This window comes from Mycobacterium conspicuum, assembly GCF_010730195.1.
In the GTDB taxonomy this organism is placed as follows: Bacteria; Actinomycetota; Actinomycetes; order Mycobacteriales; family Mycobacteriaceae; genus Mycobacterium; species Mycobacterium conspicuum.
The window spans coordinates 1,713,488-1,738,433 of the sequence record NZ_AP022613.1; the positions used below are offsets into that span (position 1 = coordinate 1,713,488).

The 24,946-nt window shown below is 64.6% G+C and carries 20 protein-coding genes; 12 read left to right on the forward strand and 8 right to left on the reverse strand.

Going from position 1 to position 24,946, the window contains the following annotated elements:
* Position 1 precedes the first annotated feature (1 nt).
* Complete coding sequence (locus G6N66_RS08295; protein ID WP_372515987.1) at positions 2-1,129, forward strand: restriction endonuclease subunit S; 1,128 nt, start codon at positions 2-4, stop codon at positions 1,127-1,129.
* A gap of 11 nt (positions 1,130-1,140) precedes the next feature.
* Here the strand turns inward: G6N66_RS08295 and G6N66_RS08300 are convergent, their stop codons facing one another.
* Positions 1,141-2,691, reverse strand: a complete 1,551-nt coding sequence (locus G6N66_RS08300; RefSeq protein ID WP_232079233.1) for a Fis family transcriptional regulator — start codon at positions 2,689-2,691, stop codon at positions 1,141-1,143.
* A 53-nt stretch (positions 2,692-2,744) separates the two neighbouring features.
* Here G6N66_RS08300 and G6N66_RS08305 point away from each other — a divergent pair, with 53 nt between their 5' ends.
* From G6N66_RS08305 to G6N66_RS08315, 3 genes are read left to right on the forward strand one after another with little or no spacing between them, the layout of a single operon-like run.
* Positions 2,745-4,616, forward strand: coding sequence for a hypothetical protein (locus G6N66_RS08305; RefSeq protein WP_085235923.1), 1,872 nt, complete (start codon positions 2,745-2,747; stop codon positions 4,614-4,616).
* Between the two features lie 14 nt (positions 4,617-4,630).
* Positions 4,631-6,256: a class I SAM-dependent DNA methyltransferase gene (locus G6N66_RS08310; protein WP_085235921.1), complete on the forward strand. Its 1,626-nt coding sequence runs from the start codon at positions 4,631-4,633 to the stop codon at positions 6,254-6,256.
* Positions 6,257-6,281: 25 nt separating this feature from the next.
* On the forward strand, positions 6,282-7,475 hold the full coding sequence (locus G6N66_RS08315; protein WP_085235919.1) for a restriction endonuclease subunit S: 1,194 nt from the start codon (positions 6,282-6,284) through the stop codon (positions 7,473-7,475).
* Between the two features lie 392 nt (positions 7,476-7,867).
* Here the strand turns inward: G6N66_RS08315 and G6N66_RS08320 are convergent, their stop codons facing one another.
* A complete protein-coding gene (locus G6N66_RS08320; protein WP_085235917.1) occupies positions 7,868-8,320 on the reverse strand; it encodes a PIN-like domain-containing protein in 453 nt (150 codons plus the stop codon).
* A gap of 18 nt (positions 8,321-8,338) precedes the next feature.
* Complete coding sequence (locus G6N66_RS08325; RefSeq protein ID WP_085235915.1) at positions 8,339-9,070, reverse strand: DUF433 domain-containing protein; 732 nt, start codon at positions 9,068-9,070, stop codon at positions 8,339-8,341.
* A 391-nt stretch (positions 9,071-9,461) separates the two neighbouring features.
* Here G6N66_RS08325 and G6N66_RS08335 point away from each other — a divergent pair, with 391 nt between their 5' ends.
* The 5 genes from G6N66_RS08335 to G6N66_RS08355 all read left to right on the forward strand — a co-directional run bounded on the left by G6N66_RS08335 (position 9,462) and on the right by G6N66_RS08355 (position 17,470).
* On the forward strand, positions 9,462-12,641 hold the full coding sequence (locus G6N66_RS08335; RefSeq protein ID WP_085235913.1) for a type I restriction endonuclease subunit R: 3,180 nt from the start codon (positions 9,462-9,464) through the stop codon (positions 12,639-12,641).
* A gap of 92 nt (positions 12,642-12,733) precedes the next feature.
* Entirely contained in the window at positions 12,734-13,951 is a 1,218-nt protein-coding gene (locus tag G6N66_RS08340; protein ID WP_085235911.1) for an endonuclease/exonuclease/phosphatase family protein, read from the forward strand.
* Positions 13,952-14,039: 88 nt separating this feature from the next.
* Positions 14,040-14,792 carry an FAD-dependent thymidylate synthase gene (gene thyX, locus G6N66_RS08345; protein WP_085236229.1) on the forward strand — a complete coding sequence of 251 codons (753 nt, stop codon included), beginning with the start codon at positions 14,040-14,042 and terminating at the stop codon, positions 14,790-14,792.
* An 80-nt stretch (positions 14,793-14,872) separates the two neighbouring features.
* A complete protein-coding gene (gene dapA / locus G6N66_RS08350; protein ID WP_085235909.1) occupies positions 14,873-15,775 on the forward strand; it encodes a 4-hydroxy-tetrahydrodipicolinate synthase in 903 nt (300 codons plus the stop codon).
* A gap of 18 nt (positions 15,776-15,793) precedes the next feature.
* A complete protein-coding gene (locus G6N66_RS08355) occupies positions 15,794-17,470 on the forward strand; it encodes a ribonuclease J (protein ID WP_085235907.1) in 1,677 nt (558 codons plus the stop codon).
* A gap of 123 nt (positions 17,471-17,593) precedes the next feature.
* Here the strand turns inward: G6N66_RS08355 and G6N66_RS08360 are convergent, their stop codons facing one another.
* The 4 genes from G6N66_RS08360 to G6N66_RS08375 all read right to left on the reverse strand — a co-directional run bounded on the left by G6N66_RS08360 (position 17,594) and on the right by G6N66_RS08375 (position 20,631).
* Positions 17,594-18,466, reverse strand: coding sequence for an SAM-dependent methyltransferase (locus G6N66_RS08360; RefSeq protein WP_085235906.1), 873 nt, complete (start codon positions 18,464-18,466; stop codon positions 17,594-17,596).
* Between the two features lie 2 nt (positions 18,467-18,468).
* Positions 18,469-19,290 carry a mycofactocin-coupled SDR family oxidoreductase gene (locus G6N66_RS08365; RefSeq protein ID WP_085235904.1) on the reverse strand — a complete coding sequence of 274 codons (822 nt, stop codon included), beginning with the start codon at positions 19,288-19,290 and terminating at the stop codon, positions 18,469-18,471.
* Positions 19,287-19,601 carry a putative quinol monooxygenase gene (locus G6N66_RS08370; protein WP_085235902.1) on the reverse strand — a complete coding sequence of 105 codons (315 nt, stop codon included), beginning with the start codon at positions 19,599-19,601 and terminating at the stop codon, positions 19,287-19,289. The genes G6N66_RS08365 and G6N66_RS08370 overlap by 4 nt, the downstream gene beginning before the upstream one ends.
* Before the next feature lie 70 nt (positions 19,602-19,671).
* Positions 19,672-20,631 carry an Rv2253/PknI dimerization domain-containing protein gene (locus G6N66_RS08375; RefSeq protein WP_085235900.1) on the reverse strand — a complete coding sequence of 320 codons (960 nt, stop codon included), beginning with the start codon at positions 20,629-20,631 and terminating at the stop codon, positions 19,672-19,674.
* Between the two features lie 139 nt (positions 20,632-20,770).
* Between G6N66_RS08375 and G6N66_RS08380 the strand changes: the two genes are divergently transcribed.
* Positions 20,771-23,260, forward strand: coding sequence for an FtsK/SpoIIIE family DNA translocase (locus tag G6N66_RS08380; protein WP_085235898.1), 2,490 nt, complete (start codon positions 20,771-20,773; stop codon positions 23,258-23,260).
* Between the two features lie 64 nt (positions 23,261-23,324).
* Here G6N66_RS08380 and G6N66_RS08385 read toward each other — a convergent pair whose 3' ends face one another.
* On the reverse strand, positions 23,325-23,840 hold the full coding sequence (locus G6N66_RS08385; protein WP_139825504.1) for an amino-acid N-acetyltransferase: 516 nt from the start codon (positions 23,838-23,840) through the stop codon (positions 23,325-23,327).
* 56 nt (positions 23,841-23,896) lie between these two features.
* On the opposite strand from G6N66_RS08385, the gene pgsA reads away from it, so the two are divergent.
* Together pgsA and clgR are read left to right on the forward strand one after the other, a co-directional pair.
* Complete coding sequence (gene pgsA / locus G6N66_RS08390) at positions 23,897-24,517, forward strand: CDP-diacylglycerol--glycerol-3-phosphate 3-phosphatidyltransferase (RefSeq protein ID WP_085235894.1); 621 nt, start codon at positions 23,897-23,899, stop codon at positions 24,515-24,517.
* A gap of 65 nt (positions 24,518-24,582) precedes the next feature.
* On the forward strand, positions 24,583-24,915 hold the full coding sequence (gene clgR / locus G6N66_RS08395; RefSeq protein ID WP_085235892.1) for a transcriptional regulator ClgR: 333 nt from the start codon (positions 24,583-24,585) through the stop codon (positions 24,913-24,915).
* Positions 24,916-24,946 lie beyond the last annotated feature (31 nt).

Here is a 24,946-nt window from a genome sequence, read left to right on the forward strand (position 1 = left end):
GGTGTCGTCCTCCATGCGTGGCGCAGAAATGAGACTGGGCGACCACCTCGATTTCTCGAACGGCAGTACTCTGCGAATGCGAGAGTCGCAGGGGCGTTACCCGATTTACGGCGCCAACGGTGCCATCGGCTATGCGCCTGAACACAATGCCCGCGGCCCGTTGATCATCGTTGGCCGCGTTGGTTCGTTTTGCGGCAGCGTGCACTTCTGCGACTCCGACGTCTGGATTACCGAAAATGCCGTGGCGTGTCACGTCAAAAACCCGGCCGAAACGCGGTTTTGGTATTACGCGCTGCAGGCGTGCGGACTCAATCGACACCGTGCTGGGTCGGGGCAGCCGCTGCTTAATCAGAGTATCCTGCGAAGCATCTCGGTCCGCGCCGTCGAACCGGGTGAGCGCCGGCGGATCGGAGAAATTCTTGGGGCCATCGACGACAAGATAGCCGCCAACCGTCGCGTCGTAGAGGCCGCCGAGCAGTTGATGGTTGCGACGGCCTTGCGCGTCCGCGATCACACCGCTTTGTCGAACTTGGCGACAAGGTCGACTGCTTCCCTTGGCCCTCGGGAATTCGACGACACCGTCGCTCTCTACAGCCTGCCGGCCTTCGACCGCGATGCACAGGTAAATCTTGTTGACGGTCGAACGATCAGAAGTCACAAGTTCGTATTGCCGGAGCCATGCGTATTGTTCTCAAAGCTGAATCCAGGAACACCCCGAATTTGGAACATCCCGCGTCTTCCTTCGGCAATGGCGTTGGCGAGTACCGAGTTCGTGGTCCTGCGGCCAATTGGCGTCGACACCTCAGCCCTGTGGTCAGCGGTACGACAACCTGAAGTCTCGGCGACCCTCCATAAGATGGCCGCGGGCATGACCGGAAGCCGCCAAAGGATCCAGCCTCGTGAACTATTAGAGGTTACGGTGCCGGACGTGCGCGGCTTGCCTGCTGGGCCAGCGCGGGCACTGTCGAGCCTGGGCGCACTGTGTCAGCGCATTCGAGCCGAGTCCGCGCACTTGTATGAAGTCCGTGAAGTCGTGCTTCCGTTGCTGATTCGCGGCAAGGTTCGGGTCAGGGCTGACGGCGATCTGCCAAACGAGCGTGAGCTTTACGACAAGGATGGGCTGCCCTAGGCCGCCGTTGCCTATGCCACCGCGTTCGGTGCCGAACTTTCGGTCGAACCCGGCTCCGCGTCGGCCCTGGCCTCGGTCAAGGCGGTCAGTGCGTCGCCGAGCAGCCGCTGGATTCCGGAATTGATAGTGGTGCAAGAATTTTCAATCTTGGTGGCGTTCTTCTGAATTGAGCTGGCGGTCTTCTTCACGTCGTCAAGCTTCTCTAGCTGTGCGATCGCTTCGGCGATTTTTTCTTCAGCCGTGGCGATCTGGTGTGCGCCCTTGCGGGTGGCCGCCGCGATCGCGGCCGTCCGTAGCAGCATCACGGCAGTGCGCACCAGTTCTGGGTCATCAGAACCGGGATCGAATGCCAGCAAGATGCGTCGCGCGCCGAGCACCCGGATGGACTTGCCGCCGTTCTGCTCGGTGGTTCGCACGAGACCGAGTGCTGCCCCGGCAACGCGGTTGCGCTCGGCCTCGTCGAAGTACTCGGCCCACCCCGGACGCGTCGAGTCGGTCATTTCGATCACGATGCGGGCGGAGTCGCCGTCAATGTGCAACACGCCGTCGCCCTTCTTCGACCGTGGCACCGCGCCGACGATAGACCGGGTGTCGGTGTATTCGTCGCCGAGCCCAACGGCAATCTCGGAAAGCACGGCATTGATCTGGTTCTCGAAGGTGTCGCCCTTGATCGGGGTCACTTTGGCGAGAGTGGCCTTGGCTTCCTGAACCTTCAACGCTGTCATCAGTTCGTCCACCTTTTTGACCACGTCGGCGTGGTTCTTGTCGATCTGCTCGGTCAGCTGCTGTTGGCGCGCACCGAGGTCGGCGGCATGTTTTGCCATCGGGGACGTCGGATCACTGGGGTCGAACTGCTTGACCGCCTTGGCCAGCAGATCGCTGGTGCTGGCCTTCACCTTGGCGTCCAGGTCGGTGCCGAACTTGTCGAGCACAGGCTGCAGGCGCTCCAGAAGCTCCGGATTTTCGCCGCCGAAGATACGACGCACCTCCGCGTTGAGGTCCCGTTTGGCCGCCGCGACCGATTCGGTGAACTCTTTGCGGCTGGCGGCGTCGGCTTCGGTGATCGCCTTCTTTGCGTCGGCGGCGGCTTTCCCTACGGCTTCGGATGCCGACTTGACCGCGCGCTCGGTTGCCTCGGCGGCCTTGCTAGTCGAGTCCGCCGCTTTCTCGCCGACGTCCTTGAGCATCTGCTCCAGTAGGCGCGACTCCTGGGCCTGGCCGGTGGCGGACAGGGCGTGCGCGCCGATCTTGATGGCCTCGACGGCGAATGCCGAGAGGTCGGCGGCCGTCAAGGTGTCGGGGTCGTCGACCACTGGTCCGCGCTCGCCGCCGGTCCAGCGCTGCGCCTCGCGGACAACGTCCTTGTCCTGCACGGTGAGTCGGTCGATTTCGATGGCGGTCAGGGCGTCGTCGAAGTGGGCATGGGGGTTGTCGTATCGCATGGATTTCTCCGGAGAGTCGTGCTGCCGCGGGATGCGGAAGCGGTGCTTTCGAAGAATCCGCCATCTTGTCCGACATGACAATATGTAGTAATGATAAGTGCACTTATCAGTGTCCTCCATTGCGGATAAGTGCTGCGAGGTTTAGCGTGAGGCGGGAGCTGAGAGGAAAACCCATGACGACGCTGACGCTGCAAGACGTCGCTGACCTTGCCAAGGTACAGCGGCCCGTCGTCAGCATGTGGCGAAAACGGCCAATGGTGCGCGGCGTGTCGATCCCTTTCCCTGATCCGGTGGACACGGTCGACGGGGTTGCGCGCTTCTCCCGCGACGAGGTGGTGGCATGGCTGGCCCGTACCGGCCGGGGCAACAACCCCGAACACGACTATGACGCCCCCGCGGTTTCGCCTCCCGACGATGCCACACGGGAGGATGTGGTGACGCTGCTGTGCTGGCATGTCCTTACCGGCGAAGACCTCACCGGCAGGTCGCACGCAGATTTGATGCGGCTCGCTGATCAGTTTGATCCCGAGAACACCGTGCTGGCCGACGAGATCCGTGCGTTGCGGGTGTCCCGCGCAGTACTCGGTTACGTCGACGATCTGGTGGAAGCGTCGCGTGGGCCGTCGGACGCGTTGCAACGTGTCGAGGCCGGTCGTCTCAAACGTCGGGAGGAATTGCGGGAACTCACCGACGACGCGGTAAAACTGTTGCGCTGCATGGTCGAAGCCGCGGCAGTCTATCTCGAACAGGATCGGGTGCTGTTGCGCGCCGAGGGTTCCACTGTGGCCCTCGACGTGGCCGAGGCCTGCGAGCTCGATGTCGTGTCGAACGATCGGGCGCTCCGGCGCCGCGCGGTCATCCGCGGCATCCATGTCCGAGAAAGCGCTGTGTCCGCAAGCGTTTCAGCCCTGTCCCTGGTCGGTCTAGATATCGCGGATACTCTCGACGGTGTCGATGATGCCGTCCTCGACCTGCCGCCAGGGGACGTGGCGATTCTTATCGGGTCCGCTGCTGCGCTCTCCGATGAGCTTGCCGGACCGATGCAGAATCGTCGCGCGGAGGCGCTTCGCGTAGGCAATCTTGTTGCTGCGGTCCGGCTTCCGCGGGGGTTATGGCGTGAGGCGCACCGGCAAAACCTGGCAGTTTGGGTGTGCGCAGGCGGTGCGCAGGCGCAGCACCCCTGGGTCGCCGATCTCGGGGCCGTCGAGCACATCGAATTGACTGACGTCGCGGCCGATGTCGCCGGCGCGTTGGCCCAGACGGAGGATCGCGCATTCCGCTATGCGCGGCGCACCCAGTTGTCGACCGTGCTCGCCGGCGCTGCCGTCGTGCCCAGAGGAGTACGGGCAGTACGGCTACGCGGGCATGACGAAGCAGAACATGTTGAGCGCGTGCACCGGGCGACGTTGGTGACGACGACACCGCTGCCGACACTTGACGTCCTGGTTTCCAAGTCTCCGGGACGGATGCACCTTGCCCACCGCTCCCTGGCGGAGTTGCAATCCGGCAAGCGACTCACGATGAAGCGGGGGCGGCGCATAGACGTCAGTGACGGATCGCCACAGGGAACGGTGCGGGTGCTGCCCGAGGAAGTGGTGGGGCGACTGGCTTTGGATCCGATTGACGCCGAGGCAAAGTACCCGCGGGCGGTGCGCACCGAGCCCGGGGACGTGATCTTCCTCGAGAAGCCGCGGCCACGGGCCTCGGTGGACCGAATCGGCGGAGCGATGGTGGCATGCCCGGCCAGGATTCTGAGGCTCGATGAGTCGGCCGAGGTCGGTCCGCTGGTGCTTGCCACCCTTATCAACGAAACCGCCTTCGCCGGAAGCGAATGGCAGACCTGGACGGTTCCGGTGCTGCCGCGCGCCGAAGCAGAGCGCCTCGAGGCCGCGCTGGCGCGGGCCGACGAATACGAACAGCAAGCGAGCCGTCGCGTAGAGGCTGCCCGCGAATTGAAAACCTCGTTGATCAATGGGGTCGCCGCCGGCGCCCTGACCCTCGATGTGGAACACACTGTGCCCGGGATGACCGGGCCCACAAAATAGAAAGGACGCACGCGATGCCGCCCCGGAGAAAGCAGGAGCCGCAGGCCCCGTCGACCATGAAGGAGCTCAAGGACACGCTCTGGAAGGCCGCGGACAAGCTGCGCGGGTCGTTGTCGGCCAGCCAATACAAGGACGTGATCCTGGGTTTGGTGTTCCTCAAATACGTCTCGGACGCCTTCGACGAGCGCCGTGAGGCGATTCGCGCCGAGCTGACGGCCGACGGCATGGACGACGATCAGATCGAGGAACTGATCGACGATCCCGAGGAGTACCACGGCTACAACGTGTTCGTGGTTCCGCCGACCGCGCGGTGGAAGTTCTTGGCGGAGAACGCCAAAGGAAAGCCCGCCGTTGAAGGTGAGCCCGGCAAGAACATCGGGCAGCTCATCGACGAGGCGATGGATGCGGTCATGAAGGCCAACCCGACGCTGGGCGGCACGCTGCCGCGGCTTTACAACCGCGACAACATCGACCAACGACGACTCGGCGAGCTGATCGACCTATTCAACAGCGCGCGGTTCAGCCGTCAGGGTGAGCACAAGGCGCGCGATCTGATGGGCGAGGTCTACGAATACTTCCTCGGCAATTTCGCCCGCGCGGAAGGCAAGCGGGGCGGCGAGTTCTTCACGCCGCCCAGCGTGGTCAAGGTGATCGTCGAGGTGCTGGAGCCTTCCAAGGGTCGGGTGTATGACCCGTGCTGCGGGTCGGGCGGCATGTTCGTGCAAACCGAAAAGTTCATCGCCGACCACCACGGCGACGCGAAAGACATTGCCATCTATGGCCAGGAGAGCATCGAGGAAACCTGGCGGATGGCCAAGATGAACCTGGCCATCCATGGCATCGATCACAGTGGGCTGAGCAGCCGCTGGGGGGACACGTTCGCACGCGATCAGCATGCCGACGTCCAGATGGACTACGTGATGGCCAATCCGCCCTTCAACATCAAGGACTGGGCGCGCAACGAGGAAGACCCGCGATGGCGGTTCGGCGTGCCGCCGGCCAACAACGCGAACTACGCCTGGATTCAGCACATCCTGTCCAAGCTCAAGCCGGGCGGCAAAGCCGGGGTGGTGATGGCCAACGGCTCGATGTCGTCGAATTCCAACGGGGAGGGCGACATTCGTGCACAGATCGTGGAGGCCGATCTCGTTTCTTGCATGGTCGCGCTGCCGACCCAGCTATTCCGCAGTACCGGGATTCCGGTGTGCCTTTGGTTCTTTGCCAAGGACAAGACCGCAGGCAAGCAGGGAGCGGTCGATCGGTCGGGTCGGGTGCTGTTCATCGATGCCCGCGAGCTGGGTTACATGGTGGACCGGGCCGAGCGGGCGCTGAGCAACGACGACATCGTGAGGATCGGTGACACCTACCACGCCTGGCGGGGGTCTGCGTCAGCGGCTGCGAAAGGTATTAATTACGAGGATGTTCCGGGGTTCTGCCGATCGGTGACGCTGGCGGAGATCAAGGCGGCGGATTACGCGCTGACGCCGGGGCGATATGTCGGGGCGGCCGAGGTTGAAGACGACGGAGAGCCGATCGACGAGAAGATCGCGCGGCTGAAGACGGAACTGCTTGCCGCGTTTGATGAGTCGGCAAGGTTGGAGAAGGTGGTTCGGGATCAGTTGGAGCGGATCGGTGGGTGACCGTAGGCGCCGTCTAGCTGATCTTTTGAGCGAGACCAAGGACGGTGACTGGGGTGTAGACATGCCTGAAGAGGGGCATACGCGCCACTACGTCATCCGTGGCGCGGATTTCCCATCGGTCCGCCTGGGCAAGCTCCAATCGATCCCATCCCGGTTTTTGCCTGACAAAACGGTTTGGAGACGGGTGCTGCAGGCGAATGACATCCTTCTTGAGACTGCCGGTGGAACCCGCGATAGACCGACTGGACGATCGCTGTTAATAAAGTCCGAGACCTTGAACGGATTGGATGCACCTGTCATCGGCGCCAGTTTCACCCGGTTCTTGCGGGCTGACGGCGCACTGGTACATCCGCGATACCTTTACTGGTATCTCCAGTATTTGTACTCGATTGGTCGGATGTACGAATACCAAGTCCAGCACACGGGCATTGCCAGGTTCCAGTACACGGTATTCGCGAATGCTGAGGAAATTCCCACGCCGTCGCCGGAGCAACAGCGAGCGATCGCAGATGTTCTCGGCGCCCTCGATGACAAGATTGCCGCGAACGAGCGAATGGCTGAAGCCGCACGACAATTGGCTTTGGCACGATTCGTCGGCAGCCTAAACAATGGGACCACGATTTCGGTGTCAGCAGCAGCTTCAATGTTGATTCGCGGCGTGACCCCTAACTACGTCGAGGGGCCAGGTATGACGGTCTTAAACCAAAAATGTGTGCGGAATCAGCGCGTGTCGTTAGAACAAGCGCGTTTGATGGCACCGTTGTCGAACCGTCTCGATCGCATACTGCAAAAGAATGATGTCTTGGTGAACTCGACGGGGGTGGGGACGCTGGGCAGGGCCGCGCGGTGGACTCGAGAGTCTGAGGCAACGGTGGATTCACACATCACGATCGTTCGGTTCAATGAGGCGGTTGCAGACCCAGTGTGCGCCGGGTTCGCACTCCTTCGGCTGGAGAATGAGATTGAGGCGCTCGCGGAGGGGAGCACTGGACAAACGGAGCTTCGAAGAGAGTTGCTTGGCAGCTTGATTCTCGAAGTTCCGACCTGGTCTGAACAAGTTCGCCTCGGCCGAGAACTTGACGAGTTGGACGCCGTGGAACGCTCGAAACTCGAGGAGTCCAAAAAACTCGCCCGTACCCGCGACGAGCTCCTCCCGCTGCTGATGTCTGGCAAGCTCCGCGTGAAGGACGCAGAAGCTGTCGCGTCGGGGGTGTTGTGATGGACCCCCGCCTGACACGGGCAGATTGCGGCGAACACGGTCAGCGTCGAATCGGGCTCGATCGTGTCGTAGATACCCGCGTAGACGGTCTCGGACATAGTGGCAGAATCTCGCGCAGCGTCCGTCTGGATAGGTTGTTGCCGGGCAAACCCAAATACCGGCGGACGTTGGCCGCGGCCGGGTCAGGCATCGCAATTGTGCAACGCAGCGTTGCACAATTGCCATTGTGCCCACAAACGGTGGTGTGGCACGGCACTTTCGAGCCCCTGGGGCATGCTTATGTTCGCGTCGACAAACAACGGGCACGACCGGCTACAAAATTCTGCACGGTGCCGTTACATGGCCGAGGCATTCAGCGCGCGCCGGTCACCGACAACGCGAACCATAGCGACCTATTGCGGTACGTCGGCCGGCGCGGTCGCTGTTCCGGTGTCTCGTGGTACGTATTCATCGATTCGTGTCGCGTTGAGCATGTAGATCCAGGGGCCGGTTGGGCGGTCGGCGATGATCTGCTCCATGCGTGGCCAATGCCGCACAACACGGACCAGCCAGTCCCACGTCGACTCGTCCTTCTTGCCGCCGATGTTGAACACCCGAAGTCCATGGTTCCAGAGCGCCTGAATCTCGATGGGCTTGGTCCGCAGCCTTTTGTCTCGGGTAATTACTACGAGGCCACGCCGAGCGACCGCGGGAATCCATTCCGTATCAAGTGCTCCGCGTGGGCACTCGGGGATCAGCGGGTGCCCCACGTGAATGGTGTCCTTGCGCGCAGCAGTGAGTGCAAGGCCGAGGCCCGCGGCGCTCTCGTCGACATAGAACCGGACGAGGTTGGCGACCGCGACCATTGCCGCACCGAGCCCGAATCAGCCCGCCAACGCCGCATAGGCCCCGGCGGTCTTGAGCTCGTAGCGCACCGCAGCTTCAACGAGATGCTGCGGCAATTGGTACAACTCGGCGATCATCTCTATCGGATCACCGGCGACGTAGAGCTCGCGGATCACCTCCGTCGGTACGCCGCGAGTGGATGGTTCGCCAAATCGCTGCAGAGGATTTACGACGACATCGCGAATCGCCGGATCAGGACTCAGGCTTGTCACCACCGGGTGTCTGGACCGACCGCTGCCGACATCGTTCCACTGCAGCGAATCGGCAAACTCTTGGGCCGGCGGCGACCAGGCGAGCATCTCCTGATCGTTGCGGACGACCACCAGACGGAGCCGGCGGTGAAGACCGACCGTCTCCTCGACCTTGCGGACGAGTTCGCGCCCTTCCACCGCAAGCCAGGTTTTCGCCGAGGCCAATGGGTACCGGGTATTCAGCTCATCGCGGAGTTTCTCAACGGCCGGCCTCATTTTCAGGAGAGAAACGCCCTCTTCGCGGTACTCGGCGAGGAGTCGGGCCTCAATGAACTCACCCCAGGTGACCACCTCATCGCCGGTTTGCCCGACGCGGATTACCGGCGGATAGCTCTTGCCGCCCCTGCGGTAGCCGTCGATCCAGCGTTGCGACGTGCCAGCTCGGAGCCCAAGGATGCGGTCAACCTGACCGAACCCGTACACGGGTCGGTCTTGCAGGTGGACCACGTCGTTGCTCATAAGTTCACATCATGTCAGGCGACACCGACGATCCGCATGCAGATTCCACAGGCGGATACGCACAGCGTTGTTCGATTGGTACTAAGTGTAAGACCCCTGCGGATATCCACTCGAGTTCCGACCGAGCGTCAATGTGCGGCCGCGGCGGCCAATCAAGAGCTGCTTGCCATGTATTGCGTCATCGACCGGCGCGCCTCGGATCTGAAGGAACGCTTCCCGCACACCGAGGGTTTTCGCTGCGCAACCTCAAGTACGTGTGGGCGTTTGCGGCAGCGTGGCCAGAGGACGCAATTGTGCAGGCGCCACTTGCACAATTGCCCTGGTATCTCCAGAACACACTGATCGAGAAGCTCGAAGCCGAGCTGGACCCCGGGAGTGAGGATCAGCGATCATGACCGAATTCAGTGAGGCGGCCTGGGAACACAAAGTCCTCGATGATCTGGCTGAGCATGAGTGGATCGCGATGTCGGGCAGCGAGATTGCTCCAGGCACCGACGGCGGCCGCGAGTCCTGGTCGGACATCGTGCTGCCCGACCGCATGCTGGCCAAGATGCGCGAGCTGAATCCCGATGTCCCCGGCCAATACCTGGACCAGGCGCGCGCAGAAATCATCGCGCCGCGCTCCCAGGACGCCATCACCGAGAACTTTCGGCTGCACCGCTACCTCGTCGAGGGCTACCGGGGAATCACCTACATCGACCCCGACGGCATCGAGCAGAACCCCACGATACGGCTGATCAGTCACCGGCCCGAAGCAAATGAATTCCTTGCCGTCCAACAGGTTACGATCCGTTCCACCGAGAACCACCGGCGCTTCGACGTGGTGGCGTACCTCAACGGGATGCCGGTCACGATTTTCGAGCTCAAGCAGGCCGGTGCACAGCACGCCGACATCGCCGGCGCGCACGCGCAACTGCAAACCTATCTGCGTGAATTCCCGATGGCGTTCCGGTTCGCGGTGCTAACCGTGATCAGCGACGGCGTTAGTGCCCGCTACGGCACACCGTTCACCCCGCTGGAGCATTTCGCGCCGTGGAACGTCGACGATGACGGCAAGCTCGTCGAGGTCGGGAAGACCGCCGACGACGAGGACGTGCCGATCGAGTTAGAGACCCTGATCGACGGCCTGTTCAACACTGAACGCTTCCTGCAACTGCTGCGCAACTTCACCGCGTTCGACGAGGACGGCGATGGAGTGGTCAAACGAATTGCCAAGCCACATCAGTACTTTGCCGTCACTAAGGCGGCCGGCCAGACAGTGCAAGCGGCCGAGAGCGACGGTAAGGCGGGCGTGGTTTGGCACACCCAGGGCTCGGGCAAGTCGATGGAAATGGAGCTCTACGCACACCTGGTCGCGCAATCCCCGAAGCTGAAGAACCCGACCGTCGTCGTCGTCACCGACCGCACTGACCTGGACTCCCAGCTCTACGAAACGTTCAACCGCTCAGCGCTGCTCGCCGAAACCCCGGTGAAAGTGACCACGCGATCCCAGCTGCGCGAGGAACTGTCGAACCGCACCACCGGCGGCATCTACTTCACCACCTTGCAAAAGTTCGGCCTCACCAAGGCCGAACGCCAAGCCGGGGCAGATCACCCTCTGCTAACCGATAGGCGCAACATCATCGTCATCGTGGACGAAGCTCACCGCAGCCACTACGACAATATCGACGGCTACGCCCGGCACATCCGTGACGCCCTGCCCAACGCGGTGTTCATCGCCTTCACCGGCACGCCGATCTCGGAGGTCGACCGCAACACCCGCGACGTCTTCGGCCCGACCATCGACACCTACGACCTGACTCGTGCGGTGGCCGATAACGCCACGGTGCCAGTCTATTTCGAGCCGCGTTTAGCCAAAGTCGGGTGGGCGGAAGGCTTCAGCGAGGATGACCTGGATGAGGCCGCAAAAGAGGCAACCCTCGGCCTCGACGACGTCGAACGCGCGCAGATCGAAAAGTCGGTCGCCGTCATCAACGCAATTTACGGAGCACCGGAGCGCCTTGCGAAGCTCGCCGAGGACATCGTCACGCACTGGGAAGCGCGCTCCGAAGCGGTGCGGCTGTTCATCGACTGCACTGGCAAGGCGTTCATCGTCGGCGCGACACGCGAGATCTGTGCGCGGCTTTACGAGCAGATCATCGCGCTGCGCCCGCACTGGGATCACGAGTCCGTCGATAAAGGGGCCATCAAGGTCGTCTACTCGGGTTCGGCGCACGACTCGGAACTGATCGCCAAACATGTGCGCAGGGAAAGCCAGAACAAGACCATTCAGAAGCGATTGCGCGACCCCGACGACGAACTGCAGATTGTCATTGTCAAGGACATGATGCTGACCGGCTTCGACGCGCCGCCGCTGCACACCCTGTATCTGGACCGGCCGCTCAAGGGCGCGCTGTTGATGCAGACGTTGGCACGGGTTAATCGGACCTTCCGCGGCAAGCCGTCGGGATTGCTGGTCGCCTATGCGCCGCTGGTGGACAACCTCGCGGCGGCCCTGGCCGAGTACACCGAGACCGACCGCGCCGAAAAGCCACTCGGCAAGGACATCGACGCCGCGGTTGTCGAGGCCCGCAAACTCGTTACGCGGCTGGACGAATTGTGTGCGGGCTACGACTGGCGGTCCAAGGTGCCGCTGGTCGGGTGGTTGAAGGCGGCCATCGGCCTGGCCGCCTACCTGCGCGCGCCGACCACTCCGGGAAACCAGGACACACCAACGCTTGGCGATCAGTTCCGCACGCTGTCAAACCATTTGGCACGCGCTTGGTCGCTATGCGCCGGAAACGAGACGCTCGGCGAGTTGCGGCAGACCGTGAAATTCTACGAGCAAGCCCGGGTGGTGATGGGCAAGTTCGATGCTCAGCAGCGCCAGGCCGAGGGCAAGCCGATCCCGGAGGAAATCAAGCGGCTGCTCTCGGGGCTGGTCGACGCGTCGACCGCGGGCGGCGAGATCATCGACATCTACCAGGCTGCGGGCTTGGGTAAGCCGTCGTTATCTGACCTGACACCGGAATTCGAAGTCAAGGCCAAAAAATCTGAAAACCCACACCTGGCCATCGAGGCGCTACGCGCTTTGCTCTCCAAGGAGATGGGCGCGGCGACCAAGAACAATTTGGTGCGTCAGCGCGACTTCTCTGATCGGATTTCGGATTTGATGCGCAAGTACACCAACCAGCAGCTCACCTCGGCAGAGATCATCGCCGAACTCATCGCGATGGCCAAAGAGGTAGCCGCCGAAGGGGATCGGGGCAAGCGCTTCACACCCCCGCTGTCGCATGACGAGCTTGCGTTCTACGACGCCGTCGCGGAGAACGAATCCGCGGTTGAAATCCAGGGCGAGGAGGTCCTGGCGCAGATTGCGCGGGAACTGGTAGCGGTGATGCAGCGTGACACCAAAACGGACTGGACGGTGCGCGACGACGTGCGCGCCAAACTGCGTTCGTCGATCAAGCGGCTGCTCGTCAAGTACAAGTACCCGCCAGACAAACAACCGGCGGCGATCAAGCTGGTGATCGAGCAGATGGAGGCGCTAGCGCCACGGTACGCGGAGGCGCACGTAGCGAAGGTCCAATAATGCGCGATAGCGCCCACGGGTCGTGAACCTAGAAAACCATTGCTGCGCACTAGGATCGACCGGTACTAGCAGACTCTGGAGGCACACAAAAGATGCGATTTCTGACCTGGAATATCAGTCATGGTGGCAGTTCACGCATCACTGCGATCTGCACACAGATTGCAGAGTACCGGCCGGATGTTTTGGTGCTGACTGAGTTTCAGACGTACAACGAAGATGAGTTGCGAGCCCAGCTCGGGAGCTTTGGCTACGGCTTCATCGTGACTTCGAACCCAGCATCTAGACAGAATGGTTTACTTGTTGCATCCACGCTACCGCTCGAAGTCGAGAAGCCGCCGGGATGGGAAGTGGACCGAGAGCGGTGGTTAGCAGTCCGTGTCGCGGACCTAGAGCTCGACCTGCTTGCGGTCCACATACCAGGTTCGGACGACAACAAATTTCGAGATGGCTTCGGCGTCTCCGGTGTAAAGCGCAAGGAACAGATGTGGGAGCGCGTCATCAGCTATGCCGATGGACGTGGTGCGGGGAGAACGCTCATCATGGGCGATTTCAATACGGGGCTACGCATCGATGCTGAGGGCGCACCATTCAAGCTGTCGCGCTATATCACGACGCTCAGCGAGAACGGCTTCGTTGACTCGTGGCGCCTTCTGAATCCCGGAGCGCGGGATTTCACCTGGTATTCGAAGCGCAAAGACAGAGAAACCGGAGTTACGCACGATCTCAATGGCTTTCGCCTGGACTACATTTTCGCTTCTACTCTGCTTTGCGAGTCGATCATCGATGCCCAGATATTGCATGGCCCTCGCCAGGCGGGGACGTCCGATCATGCTGTTGTAATCGCGGAAATAGACATGACCACATCAACATCTCCGGCAACGCGCAACCGAGTTGAGACGAACAGCCCCACCGGCGAGGTCGACGGTAATGCTGACCAGTGTGCGCATGCGGACAGCAGCCCTACTGTCCGCACAAAGACGCCGGCAGCAGGTGGAAAATTTCGAGTGCAGTTCGACATCGCCCCAGGGAGCCTGGCGGACATGGTCAACGGCCTAAATGGGGAGGCCGCGCAGAAGGAATTCCGGCCCGCGTACATCACCGCAGACTGGAATCGTGGCGTGCTGTGCGAATTCAGAGTTTGGGGTACTCAGCTCCTTCAAGATGGATCGCTCGGCAGTCGACAGCTGGACCATCTCTGGAAGCGGCGGATTGCCGACGGCGGAATCAGGTACTCCGACTTGCCCATGCCGGTGGCCGCTTTGCTCCGCGCGTATATCGATGAGCACGGCCTCTCGCACCCGCCTGCGTAGTGGTTTAGAGGTTTCAGCGGTGCGGGGGCCAAAGCTGAGCGGAGTCTCAATGCCATCCGTGCAGACTCGCCCGGCTAAGGTGAGCGCCGTGGCCGAGATCGCGCCGCTGCGCGTGCAACTGATCGCCAAGACCGAGTTTCTGGCGCCGCCGGACGTGCCCTGGAGCACCGACGCCGACGGCGGTCCGGCGCTAGTCGAATTCGCCGGACGGGCCTGCTATCAGAGCTGGTCCAAGCCCAACCCCAGGACCGCCACCAACGCCGGCTACATCAAGCACATCATCGACGTCGGGCACTTCTCGGTACTCGAGCACGCCAGCGTGTCGTTCTACATCACCGGCATCTCCCGGTCCTGCACGCATGAGCTCATCCGGCATCGGCATTTCTCCTACTCACAGCTGTCGCAGCGCTACGTGCCGGAGGGTGATTCGCGGGTCGTCGTGCCGCCCGGCATGGAGGGCGACCCCGAGCTGCAGCAGATCCTGACCGCCGCCGCCGACGCCAGCCGCGCCACCTACACCGAGCTGTTGGCCAAGCTGGAGGCCAAGTTCGCCGACCAACCAAATGCGATCCTGCGCCGCAAACAGGCCCGCCAGGCCGCCCGCGCGGTGCTGCCCAACGCCACCGAGACGCGCATCGTGGTGACCGGGAACTACCGGGCCTGGCGCCACTTCATCGCCATGCGCGCCAGCGAGCACGCCGATGTGGAAATCCGACGCCTGGCCGTCGAATGCCTGCGGCAGCTCACCGAGCTCGCCCCGGCGGTGTTCGCCGACTTCGAGGTGTCCACCCTGGCCGACGGCACGCAGGTGGCGACCAGCCCGTTGGCCACGGAAGCTTGAAGCAGCCTGAAGCGGCCTGAAACACGCGCGCTCGCGGTGGTGGCAAATGGGTTTGGTACCGCCAGGTAACCTGGAGAACCGTGACCACCGTCGGATTCGACGCGCCCGCGCGCCTGGGAACCCTGCTGACCGCGATGGTCACGCCGTTCGCCCCGGATGGCGCGCTGGACACCGCGGCCGCGGCGAAACTGGCCAACCACCTCGTCGATGCGGGATGCGACGGCCTGGTGGTCTCGGGAACCACCGGCGAGTCGCCGACCACGTCCGACGACGAGAAGCTCGAGCTGTTGCGGGTCGTGCTCGAGGCGGTCGGTGACCGGGCTCGCGTCGTCGCCGGGGCGGGCAGCTACGACACCGCGCACAGCGTCCGGCTGGCCAAGGCCTGCGCGGCCGAGGGCGCCCACGGGTTGCTGGTAGTCACGCCGTACTACTCCAGGCCACCCCAGCGCGGGCTGATCGCCCATTTCACCGCCGTCGCCGACGCCACCGACCTGCCGGTGCTGCTCTACGACATCCCGCCGCGGTCGGTGGTGCCGATCGAGTCCGACACCATCCGCGCGCTGGCGTCGCACCCCAACATCGTCGGGATCAAGGACGCCAAGGCGGACCTGCACAGCGGCACCCAGATCATGGCCGAGACCGGACTGGTCTACTACTCGGGCGACGACGCGCTGAACCTGCCCTGGCTGGCCATGGGCGCCACCGGTTTCATCAGCGTGATCTCGCACGTGGCCGCGGGCCAGCTGCGAGAGTTGTTGTCCGCCTTCGGTTCCGGGGACATCGCCACCGCGCGCAAGATCAACGTGGCGCTGGCTCCGCTGTGTAACGCGATGAGCCGACTGGGCGGGGTCACGATGTCCAAGGCGGGCCTGCGGCTGCAGGGCATTGACGTCGGCGACCCCCGACTGCCGCAAGTGCCGGCCACGTCGGAGGAGCTCGACGCGCTGGCCGCCGACATGCGCGCGGCGTCGGTGCTCAGATGACCGCAAAGTGAGCTAGCAGTGAACGAAGACCTCGTCCCGCCCGGCCCGCTGGCCGCCGGTGGGTTGCGGGTCACCGCGCTGGGCGGCATCAACGAAATCGGCCGCAACATGACGGTTTTCGAACACCTCGGCCGGCTGCTCATCATCGACTGCGGCGTGATGTTCCCCACCCACGACGAGCCCGGCGTCGATCTGATCCTGCCCGACCTGCGGCACATCGAGGACCGGCTCGACGACATCGAGGCACTGGTGCTGACGCACGCGCACGAGGACCACATCGGGGCGATCCCGTTTCTGCTGCGGCTGCGGCCCGACATCCCGGTGGTGGGCTCGCGGTTCACCCTGGCGCTGGTCGCGGCCAAATGCCGCGAGCACCGCATCAAGCCGGTGTTCGTCGAGGTCAAAGAGGGCCAGAGCAGCAGGCACGGCGTCTTCGAGTGCGAGTTCTTCGCCGTCAACCACTCGGTGCCGGACGCGCTGGCCATCGCGGTCTACACCGGCGCGGGCACGGTGCTGCAGACCGGCGACATCAAGCTCGATCAGCTGCCGCTGGACGGGCGACCCACCGACCTGCCGGGCATGTCACGGCTCGGTGACGCGGGCGTCGACCTGCTGCTGTGCGACTCGACCAACGCCGAGCATCCCGGGGTGGGGCCGTCGGAAAGCGAGGTGGGCCCGACGCTGCACCGGCTGATCCGCGGCGCGGACGGCCGCGTCATCGTGGCCTGCTTCGCCTCCAACGTCGACCGGGTGCAGCAGATCATCGACGCCGCGGTGGCGTTGGGCCGGCGGGTGTCGTTCGTCGGGCGGTCGATGGTGCGCAACATGGGCATCGCGCGGGAACTGGGTTTCCTGCGGGTCGACGATTCGGACCTGATCGACATCGGCGCCGCCGAGATGATGCCGCCCGAACGGATCGTGTTGATCACCACCGGCACCCAGGGCGAGCCGATGTCGGCGCTGTCGCGGATGTCGCGCGGCGAGCATCGCAGCATCACGCTCAACGCGCAGGATCTGGTGATCCTGTCGTCGTCGCTGATCCCCGGCAACGAGGAAGCCGTCTACGGCGTCATCGACTCGCTCGCCAAGATCGGGGCCCGCGTCGTCACGAATCAGCAAGTGCGCGTTCATGTTTCGGGCCACGCCTACGCGGGTGAGCTGCTATTCCTGTACAACGGGGTGCGGCCGCGCAACGTGATGCCGGTGCACGGCACCTGGCGGATGCTGCGCGCCAACGCCAAGCTGGCCGCCGGCACCGGTGTGCCGCCCGAGTCAATTGTGTTGGCCGAGAACGGGGTCAGCGTCGACTTGGTGGGCGGCAAGGTCAAGATCGCCGGCGCGGTGCCGGTCGGCAAGATGTTCGTCGACGGGCTGATCACCGGCGACGTCGGCGATATCACCCTGGGGGAGCGCCTCATCCTGTCGTCGGGCTTCGTCGCGGTGATCGTCGTGGTCGAGCGCGGCACCGGGCGCGCGGCGACCGCGCCGCACCTGCATTCGCGCGGCTTCTCCGAAGACCCGAAGGCGCTCGAGCCCGCCGTGCGCAAGGTCGAAGAAGAGCTGGAACAGTTGGCGGCCAACAACGTGACCGATCCGGTACGCATCGCCCAGGGCGTGCGCCGCACCGTCGGCAAGTGGGTCGGCGAAACCTACCGCCGGCAGCCGATGATCGTGCCGACCGTCATCGAGGTTTAGGCACAAGCTAAGTGTGAACCCAGGGCTTTCGGTGTGAAACGAGGGCGAGATTTTCGCCGTCTGACCGCCCACGCCTCACACTGAAAGCCCTGAGTTCACAATCAAATTCGAAACGGCCTGCCGCTAGCTTTTCTCGGCGTAGGCCGACCACTCCAGCGCCGAGCCGGGGAGGTTGCGGCCGGCGGGTTTGGCGTAACGCTGCACGAACTCGTCGGGGCCGGCCTGCTCCACCAGCCGCCAGCCGTACTCCGCGATGAATCCTTCGACCTCGTCGGGCTCCAGGCCGAAATGCCAAAGCTGTTGGCGTTCGCGGGTGTTGCGATACAGGGTGCGGGTGCCGTACAGGTTGGTCCCGTCGATGAAGTCGCGTCGCACGTAGGTGAACACCAGGCGGCTGCCCGGCGCGGCCGCGCGCAATCCCTCCAGGGTGCGTCGCGCACCGGCTTCGGTGAGGTACTGGGTCACGCCCTCGCAGATGAAGAACGACCGGTAATCGGTGTGGTAGCCGTGCTCGGCCAACGACGTCAACAGATCGTCACGCTCGAAATCCAACGCCACCAACCGAACCGACAACGGCGGCCCGCCCAGCACCCGCCGCACCGTCTTGGCCTTTAGGGCGATGTTCACCGGCTGGTCCACCTCGAAGACCGGGATGCGGGCCTTGCGGTTCAACCGGTAGGCGCGGGTGTCCAGCCCCGCGCCGAGGATGACCACGGCGTCGATATTGCCCAGCGCCGCTTCGAGTTTGTCGTCGATGAAGTGCTTGCGGCAGGCCATGTTGAGCCACATCCCGGGACCGGTGAACTCGGATCCGCGGATCATCAGGCGCCGCACCGGCCCCCACCTTGTCGCCCGGACGAGCGAGCGCAGTGCGGGCGGCAGGAACAGCCCCGCGAGATCGTCGTCCACCAGGCGGCGCCCCGGCGGCTCGTTCTGCTCGACGGCCGCCAGGACCATCGGGCCGAAGGCCGTTTGTGCCACCGGGTTTCGCGGCATGGCTACTTGTTCAAAAAGCCGGCGTCGACGGGCAACGTCACTCCGGTGATGTAGCGAGCCTGGTCGGACACCAGCCACGCCACGGCGTTGGCGATGTCCTCGGCCTGCAACACCTCCACCGGCAGGGCATTGCCCAGCGCCCCGGGGGTGTCGGTCGCGGCGGCCATCTTGGCCAGCCACTCCCGGGTGAACTCGTTGTTGATCATCGGGGTTTCCACGCCGGTCGGATGAATCGAGTTGACCCGAATATTCTGCCCCGCAAGCAGGTTCGCGTAAACCCGCATCAACCCCACCACACCGTGCTTGGCGGCGGCATAGCCGACCGAACCGGCGTCAGGGCTGCCGACGCCGGCCAGCCCCGCGGCCGAACTGATCAGCACGATCGATCCGCCGTTGCCTCCCTTGACCATTGGCGGGATCGCGGCCTTGATGGTGTTGTAGACGCCGGTCAGGTTCACGTCGATCACGTCGCGCCAGCCGTCGTCGCCGGAGGCCATCGGCGCGATGCCGGCGTTGGCCACCACGATGTCCAGCCGACCGAACTCCTCGAGCCCGGCTTGCAGTGCCGCCGAGAGTGATTCGCGCTCGCGGACATCGCCTTGTTTGGCGACGATGCGGGCACCGGTGTCCTCGACCAGCTTGACCGTGGCCGCCAGATCCTCGGCGCTGGCCAGCGGATAGGGCACGCTGGCGATCTGCTCGCACACGTCGACCGCGATGATGTTCGCGCCGTCGGCGGCCAGCCGCACGGCATGCGCACGGCCCTGGCCGCGCGCGGCGCCCGTGATGAAGGCGACTTTTCCTTCCAGCGGGCGGCCGCTCACTTGCGGATTTGACCCTTGTCCGGGTCGCCCGCGACCACCGGCTGCAGCATCTTGATGTCCGGCTGCCCGGCCAGGTGCTCGCCGGCCGCGGTGAACATCTTGGCCACCGCGGGCGCGGTGCTGTGCGCCTTGAGCGCCTCGTCATCGGCCCACTGCTCGACGAAGACGAACGTCTCGCCGCTCTGGTGCAGCGAGTACAGCTGACAGCCCGGCTCGCTGTGCACCTCTTCGACCGCGGTGGTGAAGATGTCGCGGACGGTGTCCACCGATTCGGGTTTGACGGTCAAGGTGGCGACGACGACGACGGGCATGCTTGCCTCCTGAGGGGGTTCCGGGCGTTAACGCTCGCCACCCTACTCACGCGGCGACCGGCCCGGTCCCTCAGTCTCCGGTTCGCTCCAGCGTGATGTCGAGCTGTTGTGCGGGACAGGAATCCGCGGCATCGAAGCGGACCGATCCGCTGACCTTCGGCAGCGGACGCGAGACAGGTTGCGGCAGAGCGTATTCCTCGTGCTTCACGGTTTTGGCCTTGCCGCCGTCGGGGCACTTGACCTCGGTGCGCTGGTCGAGCCGCCATTTGCCGTTGGTGAACATCAGCGCATTGACCACCGTGGCCCCGTCGGCCAGATAGGACCTGAACGTCACGCACTGGTCGGTGTTGCGCACGCACATGCTCTGCAGGTCAATGCGTCGCGACCCCGGTCGCCCCGGACCGTGGGCGCCCTGCAGCACGCTGGTCTCGGTGTAATGCCCGGCCAGGCCCCCGGGCCCGGACGGCGAGCGGGCGGCCTGCGTGCTGGGATCAGCGACGGAAACCCCCGGGTCGACGTTGCCCTGGCGGGTGACCGTCACCGGCGTCGACGTCGCGACCGCGCAGTCCGGGCTCGGGTTCATCGCCACGTAGGACGTCCCGGTCAGGCCGCCGTCGGGCTGGGGCACCAGGATCCACGCGGTGATGGACGGGCCCTTGATGTCGCTGTCGCTGCAGGTGTCGTCGCGGCGCAGCGCCGTCTGCCAACGACCGTGGACGTAGTCGAACACCAAATCGACGGGGGGATCCGACTTGCGCTTCGGGTCGCCGTCGGCGAGTTGCGTCGCAGTCGCGAAGCACCCGGCATCGGTGCACGCCGAACGCACGGCATACAAGTGGGTTCGCGATTTGGTCGGCTTGGGCTCACCGCCCGCCAGCTGCTGGTTTCCGTCGAAATCGAACCGGTAGGTGCCGTCGAAGCTGGGTGCGGACGGCTTGGGAGGCTTCGACGCCGACGGACTCCGGTCGCCGCAGCCGGCGAGCACGGCCAGGCTCAAGGCCGCCGCACAGATGACCCGGAAGATCTGCATCAAAATTGTCCCGTCTCGTCTTGTATCAGGAAGCCAAAAACTGGCCCGAAGCATTACAGCATGAGCACGAGGGCGTCACATCGCCGTTACCAGTGTGGCGGGTGGTGCAGATGGTGTATTTGCGACTAGGCTTGGCGACATGCCTAGTAAGACCGCGACCCGTTCTGGCGCCCGAACGAGCAGGTCAAAGGCCGCGTCGCGGACCGGCGCGGCCCGGAAGGGGCGACCGGCAGCACGGACCAAGTCGGCCAAGCCGGCACGGCCGCGCAAACCGCCGGCCAGGCCGGCCGGGCGGCAGCACCGCTCGCTGCTGGTCGCCGCCGGGCTGACGAGTTTCCGTGCGGCGCGGGCGGCCTGGCTGATGGCGGCCCGGGGCACCGGGGGTGCGGCGCGGTCGATCGGGCGGGCTCGCGACATCGAGCCCGGGCATCGCCGCGACGGGATCGCGCTGGTGCTGCTGGGTTTCGCCGTCGTCGTCGCCGCCAGCTCGTGGTTCGACGCCGCCCGGCCGATCGGCGCCTGGGTGGACGCCGTGCTGCGCACCTTCATCGGTTCGGCCGTGCTCGCGCTGCCGGTGATCGCCGCCGCCGTGGCGGTGGCGTTGATGCGCACCCAGCCCAATCCCGACTCGCGGCCCAGGCTGATCCTGGGCGGCAGCCTGATCGCCCTGGCGCTGCTCGGCCTGCGCCACCTCTGGTCGGGTTCACCGGAAGACCCCGAGCTGCGCCGACGGGCCGGGGGATTCGTGGGCTTCGCCATCGGCGGCCCGCTGTCGGACGGGCTGACGCCCTGGATCGCGGGGCCGCTGCTGTTCATCGGCGCGCTGTTCGGGATGCTGCTGCTGACCGGGACCACCATCCGCGAGGTGCCCGACGTGGTCCGGTCGATGTTCGGCACGCGCGAGTACGCCGACGAAAACGACTACGACGACTACCAGCCGTACCAGGAAGGGCCGCAAGAGAATTACGACCAGGCCCTCGAGGAAGAGCCGCCGGCCTGGCCGTCGGCGAACATGCTCGACCTCACGCCGGAGCCCGACGACACCCCCACGATCCCCGAACCGGTCGCCACCAAGACCCGCCGTCGTACCCCGCGCAAGCAGCCGGACCGCCCCACCGTAGAGGGCCTCTACACGCTGCCGTCGCTGGACCTGCTGATCGCCGGCGACCCACCCAAGAAGCGCAGCCCCGCCAACACCGCGATGGCCGGCGCGATCGGGGAGGTGCTCACCCAGTTCAAGGTCGACGCCGCCGTCACCGGCTGCACCCGCGGGCCCACCGTCACCCGCTACGAGGTCGAGCTGGGCCCCGGGGTCAAGGTCGAAAAGATCACGGCGCTGCAGAAGAACATCGCCTACGCGGTGGCCACCGAGAGCGTCCGGATGCTGGCGCCGATCCCCGGCAAGTCCGCCGTCGGCATCGAGGTGCCCAACACCGACCGGGAAATGGTGCGACTGGCCGACGTGCTCACCGCGCCGGAGACGCAACGCGACGACCACCCGCTGGTGATCGGGCTGGGCAAGGACATCGAGGGCGACTTCATCTCGGCCAACCTGGCCAAGATGCCGCACCTGCTGGTCGCCGGGTCCACCGGATCCGGCAAGTCCAGCTTCGTCAACTCCATGCTGGTGTCGCTGCTGACCCGGGCCACCCCGGAAGAGGTCAGGATGATCCTGATCGACCCGAAGATGGTGGAACTCACGCCCTACGAAGGCATTCCGCACCTGATCACACCGATCATCACGCAGCCAAAGAAGGCGGCGGCCGCGCTGGCGTGGCTGGTCGACGAGATGGAGCAGCGCTACCAGGACATGCAGGCGTCGCGGGTGCGCCACATCGACGACTTCAACAAGAAGGTGCTGTCCGGGGCCATCACGGCGCCGCTGGGCAGCCAGCGCGAGTACCGGCCGTACCCGTACGTCGTCGCGATCGTCGACGAGCTGGCCGACTTGATGATGACCGCGCCGCGTGACGTCGAGGACGCCATCGTGCGGATCACCCAGAAGGCCCGCGCCGCCGGCATCCACCTGGTGCTGGCCACCCAGCGCCCGTCGGTCGACGTCGTCACGGGCCTGATCAAGACGAACGTGCCGTCGCGGCTGGCGTTCGCCACGTCGTCGCTGACCGACAGCCGCGTGATCCTGGACCAGGCCGGCGCCGAGAAGCTGATCGGCATGGGCGACGCGCTGTTTTTGCCGATGGGCGCCAACAAGACCGTCCGACTGCAGGGGGCGTTCATCACCGACGACGAGATCCACGCCGTCGTGGCCGCCTGCAAGGAGCAGGCCGAACCGGAATACACCGAGGGCGTCACCACCGCCAAGCCCACCGCCGAGCGCACAGACGTCGACCCCGACATCGGCGACGACATGGACGTCTTCCTGCAGGCCGTCGAGTTGGTGGTGTCCAGCCAGTTCGGCTCCACCTCGATGCTGCAGCGCAAGCTGCGGGTCGGCTTCGCCAAGGCGGGCCGGCTGATGGACCTGATGGAGACCCGCGGCATCGTCGGGCCGTCCGAGGGGTCCAAGGCGCGCGAGGTGCTGATCAAGCCCGACGAGCTGGCCGGGACGCTGGCGTTGATCCGCGGCGGCACCGACGCCAACGGTTCCGAGGGCGAACCCGACTTCTGACGCCGAGCGTGAACGTATGGCGAGAATCTGGCCAAAATATCGCCCTCAGTTCACGCTCGGCGCGCTACAGCACCAGCAGCATCCGGGTGTTGCCCAGGATGTTCGGCTTGACGTAGCTCAGGTCGAGGAACTCGGCGACGCCGATGTCATAGGACCGGCACATCTCGTCGAACACCTCGGCGGTGACCGGTGTGCCCTCGATTTCGGTGAAGCCGTGCTTGCCGAAGAACTCCGTCTCGAACGTCAGCACGAATATCCGCCCGAGTTGCAGCTCGCGGGCGACGTCGAGCAGGCAGGTGACGATCGCGTGCCCGATGCCGTGGCCGGTCACCGACGGATCGACGGCGACGGTACGGATCTCACCGAGGTCGGACCAGAACACGTGCAGTGCGCCGCAACCCACCACTCGACCCTCGAGTTCGGCAACCCAGAATTCCTGGACGGCCTCGTACAGGGTCACCAGGTTCTTTTCCAGCAGGATCTTTCCGGCGTACGTGTCGACGAGGCGTTTGATCGCGGGCACATCGGAGGTTCGCGCGCGACGGACCACCGGCCGGTTCTCTCGCGGACTTTGGGTCACGGCTAACAGTATCGACACCAGCGACGGGTGAGCTGGTCAACCGCTATTCTGTTGCCGTGTCGGGGCAGCCGGAGACGGGTTCCACCTTTTCAGCACCAGGCCGCGCCTCAATCGCCAACTTTGCCAATGTGCTGACCGGCGTGCGGCTGGTGCTAATCCCGATTTTCCTGTGCGCCTTGTTCGTTGGGCATGGCCACGAGACGGTCGCGCGCATCGTCGCTTTCCTGATCTTCGCGGTCGCCTGCATCACCGACCGGTTCGACGGCCTGCTGGCCCGCAACTACGGCATGGCAACCGAATTCGGGGCCTTTGTCGATCCGATCGCCGACAAGGCCCTGATCGGGTCGGCGTTGATCGGCCTGTCGATGCTGGGGGACCTGCCGTGGTGGGTGACGGTGGTGATCATGGCCCGCGAGCTCGGGGTCACGCTGTTGCGCTTGATCGTGATCCGCCGCGGCGTCATCCCGGCCAGCTGGGGCGGCAAACTCAAGACGTTGGTCCAAGCGGTGGCTATCGGGCTGTTCGTCCTGCCCTGGGCCAACGAGCCGGGGGTGTTTCGGGTGGGGGCATCGGTGCTGATGGGCATCGCGATCGTGCTCACCGTGGTCACCGGTGTCGACTACGTGATCGGCGCGATCCGTGAGGTTCGCGCGGTGCCGGCGGAAAAGACCGACTGATCACGGGAACCAACGCAGGCGTCGGCGGCGTTCAGCTAGTAATACTGCTGGACGAAGGAGACTCGATGGTGTCATTGGTGCGCGAAGTCGTTGGTGACGTGCTGCGGCTGGTGCGGACTTCGCAGGGCCGGACGCTGCGCGAGGTGTCCGATTCGGCGAGGGTGAGCCTGGGGTATCTGTCCGAGGTGGAACGCGGTCGCAAGGAGCCGTCGAGTGAGCTGCTCAACGCGATCTGCGACGCGCTGCACGTTCCGTTGTCCGAGGTGCTGATCGGAGCGGGCGAGCGGATGGCGCGCGAGGAAAGCGGCGCCGGCAGCGCTCCTGCCCCGAGCGGTGCCACCATCGACGCCAGCACGAAGGTCGTCATTCCGCCGGTGGTGTCGTTGGCTGTGGCCTGAAGTCGCGCCGAACCGATAAGTTGGGCCTAAC

Coding starts and splice junctions, on each gene's coding strand:
- G6N66_RS08300 (WP_232079233.1), bottom strand. CDS start 2,691: ATGGAGGACACTGATAAGTGCACTTATCATTACTACATATTGTCATGT.
- G6N66_RS08305 (WP_085235923.1), top strand. CDS start 2,745: ATGACGACGCTGACGCTGCAAGACGTCGCTGACCTTGCCAAGGTACAG.
- G6N66_RS08310 (WP_085235921.1), top strand. CDS start 4,631: ATGCCGCCCCGGAGAAAGCAGGAGCCGCAGGCCCCGTCGACCATGAAG.
- G6N66_RS08320 (WP_085235917.1), bottom strand. CDS start 8,320: ATGGTCGCGGTCGCCAACCTCGTCCGGTTCTATGTCGACGAGAGCGCC.
- G6N66_RS08325 (WP_085235915.1), bottom strand. CDS start 9,070: ATGAGCAACGACGTGGTCCACCTGCAAGACCGACCCGTGTACGGGTTC.
- G6N66_RS08335 (WP_085235913.1), top strand. CDS start 9,462: ATGACCGAATTCAGTGAGGCGGCCTGGGAACACAAAGTCCTCGATGAT.
- G6N66_RS08340 (WP_085235911.1), top strand. CDS start 12,734: ATGCGATTTCTGACCTGGAATATCAGTCATGGTGGCAGTTCACGCATC.
- G6N66_RS08360 (WP_085235906.1), bottom strand. CDS start 18,466: ATGCCGCGAAACCCGGTGGCACAAACGGCCTTCGGCCCGATGGTCCTG.
- G6N66_RS08370 (WP_085235902.1), bottom strand. CDS start 19,601: ATGCCCGTCGTCGTCGTCGCCACCTTGACCGTCAAACCCGAATCGGTG.
- G6N66_RS08375 (WP_085235900.1), bottom strand. CDS start 20,631: ATGCAGATCTTCCGGGTCATCTGTGCGGCGGCCTTGAGCCTGGCCGTG.
- G6N66_RS08380 (WP_085235898.1), top strand. CDS start 20,771: ATGCCTAGTAAGACCGCGACCCGTTCTGGCGCCCGAACGAGCAGGTCA.
- clgR (WP_085235892.1), top strand. CDS start 24,583: ATGGTGTCATTGGTGCGCGAAGTCGTTGGTGACGTGCTGCGGCTGGTG.